The following is a 14,550-nucleotide window of genomic DNA, read 5'->3' on the forward strand; positions in this document are numbered from 1 at the left end:
AAGAGCGAAAGGCAATCAGCCCTTCGGCTGCTTCGGCCCACGCTTTTCGAAAGGCTTGTCCTTCTTGCCTTCATATTTCGGCTTGTCGCCGAAGGACTTTTTCTTCTTCCAGGGCTTGTCGTCGCCCTTGCGGTCATCGCGGGGAGCGGCAGCATTGTCCGATTTGCTGAACTTGCGCTGGGCCTTCGCCGGGCGGGTGTCTTCGCGGAAGCTGCCGGTTATTTCCGGCTTGCCTTCCAGCGCCTTCAGACGGATGCCCTTTTCGAGCGTCATATCCTTGCCGATGGCGGAGGTGAAACGGTCGACGGCATCAGCCGCCAGTTCCACGAAGGTCTCCGTCTGCTGCATGCGGATCGCGCCGATATCCTGGCGGGTGATCTTGCCGAAACGGCAGAGCATGGGGATGAGCCAGCGCGGTTCGGCGCTCTGTTTGCGGCCAACGGAGAGCGAAAACCAGGCGCTGTCGGAGAAATCGGACCTGTCGCGGCGCGGCGCATTGTTTTCGGGTGTTTCGAAACTGTCGCGGCGCGGCTTGCGGGTGTTGTCAAGCGCGACCTCGAAAATGTCCTCCGGCGCCGAACGTCCGGCATGATAAAGACGCACGAAGGCAGCGGCGACTTTTTCCGCGCCATGCTGTTCCAGCAGTTTGGTGACGAAATCGCGTTCGTCATCCGCCACTGCTTCGCTTAGCGTAGGATCGGCCAGAAGCCGGGCGCCGTCGCGCTCGACGATCTCTTCAACGGAGGGTGGGTGAACCCATGCGGCACTGACCTTGGCGCCTTCGAGCAGGCGTTCGGCCTTGCGGCGCTGGCTGACCGGCACCACGACGGCGCTGACGCCCTTCTGACCGGCGCGGCCGGTACGGCCGGAACGGTGCAGAAGCGTTTCGGAATTGGTCGGCAGATCGGCATGGATGACGAGTTCGAGTCCGGGCAAGTCGATGCCGCGGGCGGCAACGTCGGTCGCCACGCAAACGCGGGCGCGGCCGTCACGCATGGCCTGCAGGGCATGTGTGCGTTCGTTCTGCGTTAGTTCACCGGAGAGAGCCACGACCGAAAAGCCGCGATTGTTCAGGCGTGCCGTCAGATGGTTCACAGCGGCCCGGGTGGAGCAGAATACGATGGCGTTGCGGGCTTCATAAAAGCGCAGCGCATTGATGATGGCGTTCTCGCGATCGGAAGGCGACACCAGGAGCGCGCGATATTCGATATCCACATGCTGCTTCTGTTCGGAAGCGGTGGCGATGCGCACGGCGTTCTTCTGGTAGCTTTCGGCCAGCTTGGCGATGCTGCGCGGCACGGTGGCCGAGAACATCAGCGTGCGGCGATCGTCCGGCGATTCTTCCAGAATGAATTCCAGATCTTCGCGGAAGCCGAGATCGAGCATCTCGTCGGCTTCGTCGAGCACGACGGCGCGGATCGACGAAAGATCGAGTGCGTTGCGCTTGATGTGGTCGCAGAGACGGCCGGGCGTGCCGACGACGATATGCGCACCGCGCTCCAGCGCCCGGCGCTCATTGCGGATATCCATGCCGCCGACGCAGGAGGCAATGGAGACACCTGCAAACTCATAAAGCCATTCCAGTTCGCGCTTGACCTGCATGGCCAGTTCGCGCGTGGGGGCAATGGCAAGCGCCAGAGGGGCAGCGGCCTGGCCGAAACGGGTATTGTCACGCAGCAGCGTGGTCGCGAGCGCGATGCCGAAGGCAACGGTCTTGCCGGAACCGGTCTGCGCGGAAACCAGCGCGTCCTTGTCGGCGAGTTCGGGCGCAAGCATGGCCTGCTGCACGGGGGTCAAGTCTTTGTAGCCGCGTTTTTCCAACGCCTGCGCGATCGCCGGGGCGATACCCTGGGTGTCTGTCATCTACCGTCTTTCGGATATGAAGCTGCCCGCATCCGCCCGAAACCAATAGATCCTAATGTCTCCGGGGCAGCCGATGCAGGCCATTTCGGCCATCTGGCCGGTTGCATTGCCGCGCTCATACTGCGAATGGGCCCATTTGTACAGTGCACTGCGGTACGCTCTTTTACGGGTGCTTTATCTCGTTAACGGTTCGATGCTGTCTTCGTCCGTTTTATCGGCCCAGAAAGAAGGCGTACCGCATGGTTCATAAACGGCATTGCGTGCCCCCCACCTTTTCGCTAAGAGACCCGCAACTTGAGGCTCTTTTCAGGAAGGGCCGACTGGGTTTGTTCTTGTCCGTCCGCTTCCTGAAGGAGCCGGCGGGAAAATGGGATGGTACTGGTCAAGGCTATGGCTCGCATTGTCATGAAATTCGGCGGCACGTCCGTCGCGAACCTCGAACGCATTCACAATGTCGCACGGCATGTGAAACGCGAAGTGGATGCCGGCCATGAAGTGGCCGTGGTCGTTTCTGCCATGTCCGGTAAAACCAACGAGCTGGTGGACTGGGTGCAGAACGCCGCGAAGGTGGCTGGCGCCAACGCCGCCTCCTTTTTCGACGCGCGCGAATATGATGCGGTTGTTGCATCCGGCGAACAGGTGACGTCAGGTCTTCTGGCGATCACGCTGCAATCCATGGGCATCAATGCGCGCTCCTGGCAGGGCTGGCAGATCCCGATCCGCACCGACAATGCGCACGGCGCCGCCCGGATTCTGGAAATCGATGGTTCCGATATCGTCAAGCGCATGGGCGAAGGCCAGGTTGCCGTTGTTGCCGGTTTCCAGGGCATCGGTCCTGACAACCGCATCGCGACGCTCGGCCGCGGCGGTTCGGACACCTCGGCTGTCGCCATCGCCGCCGCCGTCAAGGCGGACCGGTGCGACATCTATACGGATGTCGACGGCGTCTACACGACCGACCCGCGCATCGAGCCGAAGGCTCGCCGCATGAAGAAGATCGCCTTCGAGGAAATGCTCGAGATGGCGTCTCTCGGTGCGAAGGTTCTGCAGGTTCGCTCGGTCGAGCTTGCCATGGTACACAAGGTGCGCACCTTCGTTCGCTCCAGTTTCGAGGATCCCGATGCGCCGGGCATGGGCGACCTCATCAACCCGCCCGGTACTTTGATTTGTGACGAGGATGAAATCGTGGAACAGGAAGTCGTAACTGGCATCGCCTATGCCAAGGATGAAGCACAGATCTCGCTGCGCCGCGTGGCCGACCGTCCGGGCGTCTCCGCCGCGATCTTCGGGCCTCTGGCGGAAGCGCATATCAATGTCGACATGATCGTGCAGAACATCTCCGAAGACGGTTCGCGCACCGACATGACCTTCACCGTTCCTTCGGGCGACGTCGCCAAGGCGATCAAGCTTCTGGAAGACAACAAGGCCCAGATCGGCTTCGACGTCGCGCAGAACGAGACGGGCCTCGCCAAGGTGTCGGTCATCGGTATCGGCATGCGCAGCCACGCCGGCGTGGCCGCCAGTGCCTTCAAGGCGCTTGCCGAGAAGAACATCAACATCAAGGCGATCACCACCTCCGAGATCAAGATTTCGATCCTGATCGACGGCGCCTATGCCGAACTTGCCGTTCGCACTTTGCATTCCGCTTACGGCCTCGATAAAGCTTGAACCCGAGACATCGGTTCCCGATGCTCCGATTCTTCGGAGTTGCGTTCTTCCGATGCGGCGTTTCATGAAAGCGTGTCCCTTGCGGGACGCGCTTCTCGCGCTATAAATTTTTAAATGACCTTTTGATTCCCGAATATTATGACATTCGGATCGGAAGCGTCGGGGAGCAAACGCGATGAGAGACCTTTCCGCAGGTCCGCGTGTCCTGCTCAAGCGGCTGCGCGAAATGATGGCGGAGCACCTTGAACCGCAGGAGCGTCTGGACCAGATCGTCCGTCAGATTGCCAGCAACATGGTGGCGGAGGTTTGCTCGGTCTACGTGCTGCGTTCCGACAGCGTGCTGGAACTTTATGCGACCGAAGGTCTCAATAAGGATGCCGTGCATCTTGCCCAGCTGAAAATGGGGCAAGGTCTTGTCGGCACCATCGCCGCGTCCGCCCAACCTCTCAATCTTTCCGATGCGCAGGCGCATCCCGCTTTCCGCTATCTTCCTGAAACCGGTGAGGAAATTTATCATTCCTTCCTCGGCGTGCCGATTTTGCGCTCCGGTCGCACTCTTGGCGTTCTTGTGGTCCAGAACAAGGCCAGCCGAACGTATCGGGAGGATGAAGTTGAAGCGCTCGAGACAACCGCGATGCTTATCGCTGAAATAGTGGCGAGCGGTGAATTGAAGAAGATCACCCGCCCCGGCGTGGAGCTGGACCTGACGCGCGCGGTTTCCATCGATGGCGATGGTTATGGCGAAGGAATCGGCCTTGGCCACGTCGTGCTGCACGATCCGCGCATCGTCGTGACCAACCTGCTCAATGAAGATGCCGATACGGAAATCCGCCGTCTTGCCGACGCCATCGGCTCGCTGCGCCTGTCGATCGACGACATGTTGCAGCGCCGTGACGTGCCGACCGAGGGCGAACACCGCGAGGTTCTCGAGACCTACCGCATGTTCGCCCACGATCAGGGCTGGGTGCGGCGCATGGAAGAGGCCATCCGCAACGGCCTGACGGCGGAAGCGGCGGTCGAGAAGGTGCAGAGCGACACCAAGGCGCGCATGATGCGGCTCACTGACCCCTATCTGCGTGAGCGCATGCATGATTTCGACGACCTCGCCAACCGGCTGCTGCGCCAGCTGATCGGTTTTGGCGGGCGTGGGCCGGAGCAGGATTTCCCGCTCGACGCCATCGTTCTGGCGCGCGCCATGGGCGCTGCCGAGCTGCTGGATTATCCGCGTGAAAAACTGCGTGGACTGGTGCTCGAAGACGGCGCGGTGACCAGCCATGTCGTCATCGTCGCGCGGGCCATGGGCATTCCGATCATCGGGCAGGCGACCGGGATCGTCGCGCTGGCGGAAAATAACGATCCCATCATTATCGATGGCGATGATGGTCAGGTGCATCTGCGCCCGATGTCGGATCTGCAGCGTGCTTATGAAGAAAAGGTGCGCCTGCGCGCCAAGCGACAGGAGCAGTTCCGCGCGCTGCGCAATGTCGAGCCGATCACCAAGGATGGCCAGAAGGTCAATCTGAAGATGAATGCCGGCCTTTTGGTGGACCTGCCGCAACTGGAAGAATCCGGCGCCGATGGCATCGGCCTGTTCCGCACCGAGCTGCAATTCATGATCGCCTCCAATATGCCGAAGGGCGAGGAGCAGGAGGCGTTCTACCGCTCCGTTCTGCGGCAGGCCAAGGGCAAGAGCGTTACCTTCCGCACGCTGGATATCGGCGGCGACAAGGTCGTTTCCTATATGCGGGGCCAGGAAGAGGAAAATCCGGCGCTGGGCTGGCGGGCGATTCGCCTGTCGCTCGACCGTCCGGGCCTGATGCGCACGCAGATGCGTGCACTGTTGCGCGCCGCATCCGGTGCTGAATTGCGCATGATGTTGCCGATGGTGACGGAAGTGTCAGAAATTCGCGCCGCCCGCGACCTGTTACAGAAGGAAGTGCAGCATCTCTCCAAATTCAGCCATGCGCTGCCGAAAAAGCTGCAATTTGGCGCGATGCTGGAAGTGCCCTCCCTGATGTGGCAGCTCGATGAGCTGATGCAGGAGGTGGATTTCGTCTCCGTCGGCTCGAACGACCTGTTCCAGTTCTCGATGGCGGTGGATCGTGGCAATGCCCGCGTTTCGGATCGTTTCGACAATCTTGGCAAGCCGTTCCTGCGCATTCTGCGCGATATCGTGCGCGCCGGTGAGAAACACCACACCGCCGTCACGCTTTGCGGCGAAATGGCAAGCAAGCCACTTTCGGCTATGGCGCTGATCGGCCTCGGTTTCCGCTCGGTTTCCATGTCGCCGACGGCGATCGGTCCGGTGAAGGCGATGCTGCTCGGGCTCGATGCCGCAAAGCTTGCCGAAGAGTTGAACGCGGCGCTGGATGATCACAATTCGCTGGAAAGTGCGCGCGAGGTGTTGTTACGCTTTGCCGCGACGCATTCCATTCCCATTTAAAAAGACCTGTTTCATTATTGGAGTGACTGGTGGCGAAGCTTCCCGTCGAAAAAATGCGCGAGTTGGAACGACGTTTCGGCGAGATCGAAGCGCGTATGTCGGCCGGCCCGGCAGCGGATGTCTATGTGAAGCTGGCTTCGGAATATTCCGAACTTGAGCCGGTGGTGAAGAAAATCCGCGACTACGAGAAAGCGACTTCCGAGGCCAACGATCTAGAAGCGCTTTTGGCCGACAAGACGACCGACAAGGATATGCGCGAGCTCGCGGAAATGGAGCTGCCAGAGGTCGAGACCCGTATCGGCGAGCTTGAAAAGGATATGCAGGTCCTGCTGTTGCCAAAGGATGCGGCGGACGAAAAAAGCGCGATCCTCGAAATTCGAGCCGGAACCGGCGGTTCCGAGGCGGCACTGTTCGCCGGCGATCTTTTTCGCATGTATGAGCGCTTCGCATCGACCAAGGGCTGGAAGGTGGAAGTTCTTTCCGCAAGCGAAGGTGAAGCGGGCGGTTACAAGGAAATCATCGCCACGATCAGCGGGCGAGGGGTGTTCTCCAAGCTGAAATTCGAATCCGGCGTGCACCGTGTGCAACGTGTGCCGGAAACGGAGGCGAGTGGTCGCATTCACACATCTGCCGCCACTGTTGCCGTGCTGCCGGAGGCGGAAGACATCGACGTCGAAATCCGTCCGGAAGACATCCGTATCGACACGATGCGCGCGTCGGGAGCCGGCGGTCAGCACGTCAACACCACAGACTCCGCCGTTCGCATCACCCATCTTCCGACGGGCCTGATCGTTACCAGCTCGGAGAAATCTCAGCACCAGAACCGCGCCAAGGCCATGCAGGTTCTGCGCTCCCGGCTTTACGATATCGAACGCCAGAAGGTGGAGAGCGAACGCTCTGCCGACCGTAAGAGCCAGGTGGGTTCGGGTGATCGCTCCGAGCGCATCCGCACCTATAACTTCCCGCAGGGTCGCGTTACCGATCACCGCATCAATCTCACGCTCTACAAGCTGGATCGGATGATCGAAGGCGAGATCGATGAACTTGTGGATGCGCTGATCGCCGATTATCAGGCGGGACAACTCGCCCAGCTTGGCGAACAGCTTTGAGCACGGCGGCTGAAGCGAGTATCGCGAGCGCGCTTGCCGCCGCCCGCAAAAGGCTGCAGACAGCCGGGATCGATGATCCGCTTCTCGATGCGCGGCTTTTGATTGCGGAAGTCGTCGGTTTCTCATTGACCGATTTCGTGATGAAGTCAGACCGCCCGGTCAGCGCGGAAGAAAACGCGCGTATCGCCGCCATGATCGAGCGGCGGGCCTTGGGCGAACCGGTGCATCGCATTCTCGGCCACCGCGCGTTTCACGGCCTTGATCTTCTTCTATCGAAGGAAACACTCGAACCCCGCCCGGATACAGAGGTTCTCGTCGATACGCTGTTGCCGGCGTTAAAGGAGACGGTTTCCCGAACGGGTAGCGTCCGCATTCTGGATTTGGGTACGGGAACGGGTGCAATCTGTCTGGCACTGCTAAAGGAATGTGCGCAGGCGTCCGGTATCGGCAGTGATATTTCGGCAGATGCGCTGGAAACGGCCGCCAGAAATGCCGCTCGAAATGGTCTCAGTTCACGCTTCGAAACCATTCGCAGTGACTGGTTTGAAAAAATCTCTGGCCGCTTTGACATAATTGTGTCGAATCCGCCCTATATAAGAACTGATATTGTCGCAACGCTCGACCGGGAGGTTCGTAACCACGACCCGATGGCGGCGCTGGATGGAGGTCAGGACGGCCTTGCACCGTACCGCCTCATCGCTGCCGATGCAGGCCGCTTTCTTGTGGAAAACGGGATTGTCGGTGTGGAGATCGGTTTCGATCAAAGGCTTGATGTTTCCGCTATATTTGCTTCCCACGGCTTCTCTCTTCTGGACGCCGTCAAGGATTATGGCGGTAACGACAGAGTTTTGACCTTCCGGAGATAGTTGTTCGCGATATGTCTGCGGATTTTTTGCAAGGATATTTTGCACAGCAAAAGAAAAGGCTTGGATTTCCGCGGGAAGCGGGATAGTTTGCGGCCACATGCCGGGTGGCTGAGGACGAACTGAGATTCGTCAGGGTATGGGTCAGTCCCGAAGCGGGTTCTTTAAGGAGCCCTGAAAGGCTGGGCGTTTCCGGCATGTGAATCAGTAAACTTTGTTCGCAGGCGGCTCGGTGCAGCATTTGCGCAGCCGGTCGTCATACGCGAGGTCTTGCCCGGGAGTTATCTTCGGCAAGGCGCGTGATGGAGCAATTTCAGGAAAAAATTTCCAGCGGTTTTCCGCCCGGAATTGCATGAAAACAACCAGATTGTCAGCAAAACAGAATTCAGGTGAGCAATTGATGAGGCCAGGACAGCAAAACAAGCGCGGCCGGGGGCGTGGAAACAACAACAATAACAATGGTGGCGGTAACAACAACTTCAACCGCAAGGGCGGCAACCCGCTCACCAGGACTTATGACAGTTCCGGCCCCGATGTTAAAATCCGTGGCACAGCCCAGCATATAGCGGAAAAATACGCGGCGCTGGCGCGCGACGCGCAGAGTTCCGGCGACCGCGTGATCGCTGAGAATTATCTGCAGCACGCTGAACATTACAACCGCATCATTGCGTCGGCTCAGGCCCAGATGCAGGAACGCTTCCAGCGCGACGACCGCGGCGAGTACAATGCCGCCGACGGTGACGATATGGAAGTGAACGACGGCGATGAAGGTGCCGTTGCGCCGCAGCAGCAGGCCGAACAGGCCGAGCGGGCGCAGCAGCCCGAACGCCAGGAGCGTAACGAGCGGAACGAACCGCGCCAGGAGCGTCGTGAGCGTCCGGATCGCCGCGAACGGCAGGAGCGTCAGCCGCGCCAGCCGCAGGTGACCGCCGAACAGCAGCCTCCGGTTTACGACGCCAGCCAGGCGCCGCAGCCCGTCATTGAAGGCACGCCCATGGAAGTGGCTGTCGAGGAAGAACAGCAGCAGGCGGAAGCGCCAGCGGCTGAACGCGCCCCGAAGACCCGCCGTGCAGCTGCCCCCCGTCAGCGTCGCCCGCGCCGTACCGCCGCGGCGGAAGGCGCCGAAGGCGAAGAAACGCCTGCCGGTGAAGAGGTCGCGCCTCTCGAGAATGCTGCCGAATAAGCAGCGTCTGCAAATCACATGGCGATTGAAAAACTCCGGCTTGCCGGAGTTTTTTGTTTTCGGCGATAGTTCACCTTCTCCAGCTTCATCCGGCGAGGCGAATTGACACTTGTCAGATCGAACGAAAATTTCCCGATACGGCGGATTTGCTCCCCTTTAAACCGATGAAAACGGCTCCCATATTCGTGCAGGAAGGACAAACACCGCATCGTCGGTGCCGACCAGCGAGAGGCGACGGACGTGAAATCTCTTAAACACGGCTGTCGTAGCGGGGCTTGCCTTTTGAGGGAGCCTCAACCCTAACACCCGGTGCCGTGCCGAAAGCGGGCGGGCCGGTCTATGGAGGTTCGACTATGAATATTGAAAAATACTCCGAGCGCGTTCGCGGTTTCCTGCAGTCGGCGCAGACCTTCGCGCTTGCCGAAAACCATCAGCAATTTTCGCCCGAACACGTTCTGAAGGTACTGCTCGATGACGAGCAGGGCATGGCGGCATCGCTGATCGAGCGCGCCGGCGGCGACGCCAAGGAAGCGCGTCTTGCCAATGATGCGGCACTTGCGAAATTGCCCAAGGTTTCCGGCGGCAATGGCGGCCTTTCGCTCACCGCGCCGCTTGCCAAAGTGTTCTCGACTGCGGAAGATCTCGCCAAGAAGGCCGGCGACAGTTTCGTCACTGTCGAGCGTCTGCTGCAGGCTCTTGCGATTGAAAGTTCCGCCACCACTTCGGCTTCCCTGAAGAAGGCCGGCGCAACGGCGCAGGCACTTAATCAGGTCATCAATGATATCCGCAAGGGCCGCACGGCTGACAGCGCCAACGCCGAACAGGGCTTCGATGCGCTGAAGAAGTTCGCGCGCGACCTGACGGAAGAAGCCCGCGAAGGCAAGCTCGACCCTGTCATCGGTCGCGACGACGAGATTCGCCGCACCATCCAGGTCCTGTCGCGCCGTACCAAGAACAACCCCGTTCTGATCGGTGAACCCGGCGTCGGTAAAACGGCGATTGCGGAAGGCCTTGCGCTGCGCATCGTTAATGGCGACGTGCCCGAAAGCCTGAAGGACAAGAAGCTGATGGCGCTCGATATGGGCGCGCTGATCGCCGGTGCGAAATATCGCGGTGAGTTCGAGGAACGCCTAAAGGCGGTTCTGAACGAAGTGCAGGCCGAGAATGGCGGCATAATCCTGTTCATCGACGAGATGCACACGCTGGTCGGCGCCGGCAAGGCCGATGGCGCGATGGATGCGTCCAACCTCTTAAAGCCCGCGCTTGCCCGCGGTGAGCTGCACTGCGTCGGCGCCACCACGCTCGATGAATATCGCAAGCATGTGGAAAAGGATCCGGCCCTTGCACGCCGTTTCCAGCCCGTTCTGGTGGATGAGCCGACCGTTGAGGACACGATTTCGATCCTGCGCGGTCTGAAGGAAAAATACGAACAGCACCACAAGGTCCGCATCTCGGATTCGGCCCTGGTTGCGGCTGCGACGCTTTCCAACCGCTACATCACCGACCGCTTCCTGCCTGATAAGGCAATCGACCTGATGGACGAGGCCGCTTCGCGTCTTCGCATGCAGGTGGATTCCAAGCCGGAGGAACTGGACGAACTGGATCGCCGCATCATTCAGCTGAAGATCGAGCGCGAAGCCCTGAAGCAGGAAACGGATCAGTCGTCCGCCGACCGCCTCAAGAAGCTCGAGGACGAGTTGGCCGATACGGAAGAAAAGGCGGATGCGCTGACGGCCCGCTGGCAGGCGGAAAAGCAGAAGCTCGGCCATGCCGCCGACTTGAAGAAGCGGCTGGATGAAGCCCGCAACGAGCTGGCAATCGCCCAGCGCAACGGCCAGTTCCAACGCGCCGGCGAATTGACATATGGCATCATTCCGAGCCTTGAAAAGGAACTGGCTGCGGCGGAAGCCCGCGACAGCAGCGGCGCCGGCTCAATGGTTCAGGAAGTGGTGACGGCGGACAATATCGCCCATGTCGTTTCCCGCTGGACCGGCATTCCGGTCGACAAGATGCTGGAAGGCCAGCGCGAAAAGCTGCTGCGCATGGAAGACGAGCTTGCCAAGTCCGTTGTCGGGCAGGGAGAGGCCGTTCAGGCGGTTTCCAAGGCGGTTCGCCGTTCGCGCGCTGGCCTTCAGGATCCCAACCGGCCGATCGGTTCGTTCATCTTCCTCGGCCCAACGGGCGTGGGCAAGACCGAGCTGACCAAGTCGCTCGCTCGCTTCCTGTTCGACGACGAAACCGCGATGGTTCGCCTCGACATGTCGGAATATATGGAGAAACACTCCGTTGCCCGGCTGATCGGCGCGCCTCCCGGTTATGTCGGTTACGAAGAAGGCGGGGCCCTGACGGAAGCGGTTCGCCGCCGGCCCTATCAGGTCGTGCTGTTCGACGAGATCGAAAAAGCGCATCCGGACGTGTTCAACGTCCTCTTGCAGGTGCTGGATGATGGCCGCCTGACGGATGGCCAGGGCCGCACCGTCGATTTCAAGAACACCATCATCATCATGACCTCGAACCTCGGTTCGGAATTCATGACGCAGATGGGCGACAATGACGATGTGGATTCGGTTCGTGAACTGGTCATGGAGCGGGTCCGGTCGCATTTCCGGCCGGAATTCCTCAATCGTATCGACGATATCATCCTGTTCCACCGCCTGCGGCGTGACGAAATGGGTGCGATCGTGGAAATCCAGCTGAAGCGTCTCGTCTCGCTCCTGGCAGATCGCAAGATCACGCTCGAACTGGATGAGGATGCCCGCAACTGGCTTGCCAATAAGGGTTACGATCCGGCTTACGGCGCGCGTCCGCTGAAGCGGGTGATCCAGAAATCGGTTCAGGACAGGCTGGCGGAAATGATCCTCGGCGGTGAAATCCCCGATGGTTCGCGGGTCAAAGTGACCTCGGGCACGGACCGGTTGCTGTTCAAGGTCAAACCCGCCAAGGGTGAGGCTGAGACTGAAACGGCCGATGCGGCATAAAATGAAAGGGCTCCGGAAACGGAGCCCTTTTCACTTGACTACTTTTTAACCCGTAAAAGTCCGCCGAGTTACCGGCTCGCCACCTGATTAGGCTTGTCCGCGATGTTGAGTAGATTGTCGATGCGCTTTCTCTCATCGGAGAACCGCGCCAGCGCCTCGCCGGAAAGCGACTTGCCGCCCGGCAGGCGCACCTTCATGGCGTCCACTTTGGTGCCGTTGACGATCAGCTCGTAATGCAGATGCGCGCCGGTCGAAAGGCCGGTCGATCCCACATAACCGATCACCTGACCCTGCCGGACCTTGGAACCTTCGGTGACGCCCTTGGCGATGGCGCTCTGGTGATTGTAGGAAGAGACATAGCCATTGGCGTGGCGGATCAGGGTCTGGTTGCCGTAACCGGATGCCCAGCCGGCCTTCTCCACAATGCCGTTACCGGTCGCGATGATCGGCGTTCCACGGGGCGCCGCCCAGTCGGTGCCGGTGTGCATGCGGCTGAATTTCAGAACCGGATGGCGGCGCATACCGAAACCGGATGTCATGCGGCCGTTCGGAACGGGGTTGCGCAACAGGAACTGCCGGATGCTTTTGCCGTTCTCGTCGAAATAATCGATGCTGTTGTCGTCCGGGTTCTGGAAACGGTAAAAACGTGTCTCGTTGTCGCCGAATTTGGCGTTCACGTAGAGCAGTTCCGACTTGTCCGTCGCCTTGCCGTCCGCGTCCTCCACGGAGAAAAAGGCCTCCAGCGTATCGGCCGGCTTGAGCTGCGCCTGAAAATCGACGCTGCTGGCCAGAAGCTTGATGAGCTGCGAAACCATGCTCTGGTTCATGCCGTAAGCCAGAGCCGCACGGTAGACTCCGTCATAAACGCTCGGCAGATCGCGACCGGCGGCAGGCGCTGGCGTACTGTCGAAGGCGGTCGCCACGGCGTCGAGCTTCGGCGGTTCGCTAGCCTTGACGAAACGCTTGCGATCATCGATGGCCATGGTGACCATGTGGCGTCCCTTGCGATAAAGGCTCACGCGCACGATGTCGCTCTTTTCGTCTTCCTGGATGATGCCGACGCGCAGAACGTCGCCGCTTTCGACATTGTTCGACTGGATTTGCGGCGAAAGCAGCCCGGCAATTTCGGAGGATTGCGCCTTCGAATAACCGGCGCCGAAGAGGGCAGCTTCGATTGTCTCCGTCTGGCGGGCAGGGATGACGTCGTCGGCATATTCCTTGGCGGGAACCGAGGGTGATTGCGGGGTCGAAACAGACATGTTTTGCTCGACAACGCGGGCAGCAAGGCCGGCGGTAATGTCGACATCGCCATCATCATTATCGAAGCGGCGTGGGTCGATGTAGTAGAGTGCCGCAACTTGCTCGTTACCGTCCGTCAGGATCGAGCCGTTTGAACGTACTGCTTCCTCGACCTCATCGAAGCTCAGGGAGCCCGCAAAAGCATATTTGGAGTGCTGGATGGGAAAGGCGACGGTTTTCAGGCTGACTTCGGATTCGACTTCGGAGCCGTAGATCGTGCCGGTGCGGCTCGCCGCCGGAGCGGGCGCATCCTTGTCGTCGTTGCTGGCAAATATGTTCAGCGGATCAAAGGCGGGGTAGTCATCCTGTTTCGCGTAATTGGACGCCAGCGGAATTTTGACGTGAGAGAAGGGGACCTTGCGGACCACTTCCTTGTCGCCTTCATTGATAACGGTGGAAACTTCCATGATCGAGCGATCGGAGGGGCGGGCCGCGATGTTCGGAGCAACGAGGCGAGTGCCGCGACGAGCTGCCTCCGTCACATTGTCGCCCATATCCGTCTTGGCGAAAGCTTCGGCGGGAATGGCAAGCTGCTGGCGACCGTCAAGAGCGGCAAACAGCGCAACCCCCATCAAGATGGAAGAGGTAATCCCCGTGAGGAACGTGCCCGAAAGCCAGCGCAACGAAATCTCACGGCGATCGGGTGCACGTCGTCCTTCCGCCAGAATTGGCGGTTCCGTGCCTAGCGACCGGATCACATTGCGATCCGCAGTCATACCAGCTGTGCCCCGTCGGTCATGCGCTCTCCAGAAACTTCACGCGAAGATGTGCAACTTTCAAAGCCGTGAGTCAAATCGGTCGACGCACCGGAAGACATGTCGCAACCGTCTGTATAGGGACACGCGCCGGCATGTCTCGTGTTAACGCTTCGTTGGCAAAGCAATTAGCGAGGAAGGGGGCTAAAAGAAGGCGCGCGACCCGCCTTCATGCGCGTGGGCGCACTCTCCTGTGCAAAACCACAAGCTCGGTGGCGTCTTATTATGCCGATACGCTCATGAAAACGAAATTTCCTTTTATAATCATGCAGATATCACATTTCTTTATTTTTTCGAATTTGGTGTGTTGACTTGTTTGGTGAGGTTCTCTTATAAGTCCGCTCACTGAACGAGGGCGGCGGCGCTGCTGGCGACGAAGTCTTTCGTTC

General features: G+C 59.8%; 8 protein-coding genes. 6 read left to right on the forward strand and 2 right to left on the reverse strand.

Going from position 1 to position 14,550, the window contains the following annotated elements:
• Nucleotides 1-15: 15 nt before the first annotated feature.
• Entirely contained in the window at nucleotides 16-1,863 is a 1,848-nt protein-coding gene (locus PL599_RS15020; RefSeq protein WP_269824548.1) for a DEAD/DEAH box helicase, read from the reverse strand.
• 390 nt (nucleotides 1,864-2,253) lie between these two features.
• On the opposite strand from PL599_RS15020, the gene PL599_RS15025 reads away from it, so the two are divergent.
• From PL599_RS15025 to clpB, 6 genes are all read left to right on the forward strand, one after another.
• Nucleotides 2,254-3,531, forward strand: coding sequence for an aspartate kinase (locus tag PL599_RS15025; protein WP_077984980.1), 1,278 nt, complete (start codon nucleotides 2,254-2,256; stop codon nucleotides 3,529-3,531).
• Nucleotides 3,532-3,706: 175 nt separating this feature from the next.
• Nucleotides 3,707-5,974 carry a phosphoenolpyruvate--protein phosphotransferase gene (gene ptsP / locus PL599_RS15030; protein ID WP_269824547.1) on the forward strand — a complete coding sequence of 756 codons (2,268 nt, stop codon included), beginning with the start codon at nucleotides 3,707-3,709 and terminating at the stop codon, nucleotides 5,972-5,974.
• A 29-nt stretch (nucleotides 5,975-6,003) separates the two neighbouring features.
• Complete coding sequence (gene prfA, locus PL599_RS15035) at nucleotides 6,004-7,083, forward strand: peptide chain release factor 1 (protein WP_269824546.1); 1,080 nt, start codon at nucleotides 6,004-6,006, stop codon at nucleotides 7,081-7,083.
• Entirely contained in the window at nucleotides 7,080-7,949 is an 870-nt protein-coding gene (prmC, locus tag PL599_RS15040) for a peptide chain release factor N(5)-glutamine methyltransferase (protein WP_269824545.1), read from the forward strand. Before prfA ends, prmC begins: the two co-directional genes overlap by 4 nt.
• Nucleotides 7,950-8,346: 397 nt before the next feature.
• A complete protein-coding gene (locus tag PL599_RS15045; RefSeq protein ID WP_077984937.1) occupies nucleotides 8,347-9,129 on the forward strand; it encodes a DUF4167 domain-containing protein in 783 nt (260 codons plus the stop codon).
• A gap of 353 nt (nucleotides 9,130-9,482) precedes the next feature.
• Entirely contained in the window at nucleotides 9,483-12,107 is a 2,625-nt protein-coding gene (clpB, locus tag PL599_RS15050) for an ATP-dependent chaperone ClpB (protein ID WP_142913466.1), read from the forward strand.
• A gap of 68 nt (nucleotides 12,108-12,175) precedes the next feature.
• Here clpB and PL599_RS15055 read toward each other — a convergent pair whose 3' ends face one another.
• Nucleotides 12,176-14,122, reverse strand: a complete 1,947-nt coding sequence (locus PL599_RS15055; protein ID WP_173991416.1) for a M23 family metallopeptidase — start codon at nucleotides 14,120-14,122, stop codon at nucleotides 12,176-12,178.
• Nucleotides 14,123-14,550: the final 428 nt, after the last annotated feature.

The sequence above is a fragment of the Agrobacterium sp. ST15.16.055 genome (assembly GCF_027956555.1).
GTDB classification, from domain to species: Bacteria; Pseudomonadota; Alphaproteobacteria; order Rhizobiales; family Rhizobiaceae; genus Agrobacterium; species Agrobacterium salinitolerans.

Excerpts from the sequence above, each read along its gene's own strand:
- clpB (WP_142913466.1), top strand. The coding sequence starts at position 9,483 with ATGAATATTGAAAAATACTCCGAGCGCGTTCGCGGTTTCCTGCAGTCG.
- PL599_RS15020 (WP_269824548.1), bottom strand. The coding sequence starts at position 1,863 with ATGACAGACACCCAGGGTATCGCCCCGGCGATCGCGCAGGCGTTGGAA.
- PL599_RS15055 (WP_173991416.1), bottom strand. The coding sequence starts at position 14,122 with ATGACTGCGGATCGCAATGTGATCCGGTCGCTAGGCACGGAACCGCCA.
- ptsP (WP_269824547.1), top strand. The coding sequence starts at position 3,707 with ATGAGAGACCTTTCCGCAGGTCCGCGTGTCCTGCTCAAGCGGCTGCGC.
- PL599_RS15045 (WP_077984937.1), top strand. The coding sequence starts at position 8,347 with ATGAGGCCAGGACAGCAAAACAAGCGCGGCCGGGGGCGTGGAAACAAC.
- PL599_RS15025 (WP_077984980.1), top strand. The coding sequence starts at position 2,254 with ATGGCTCGCATTGTCATGAAATTCGGCGGCACGTCCGTCGCGAACCTC.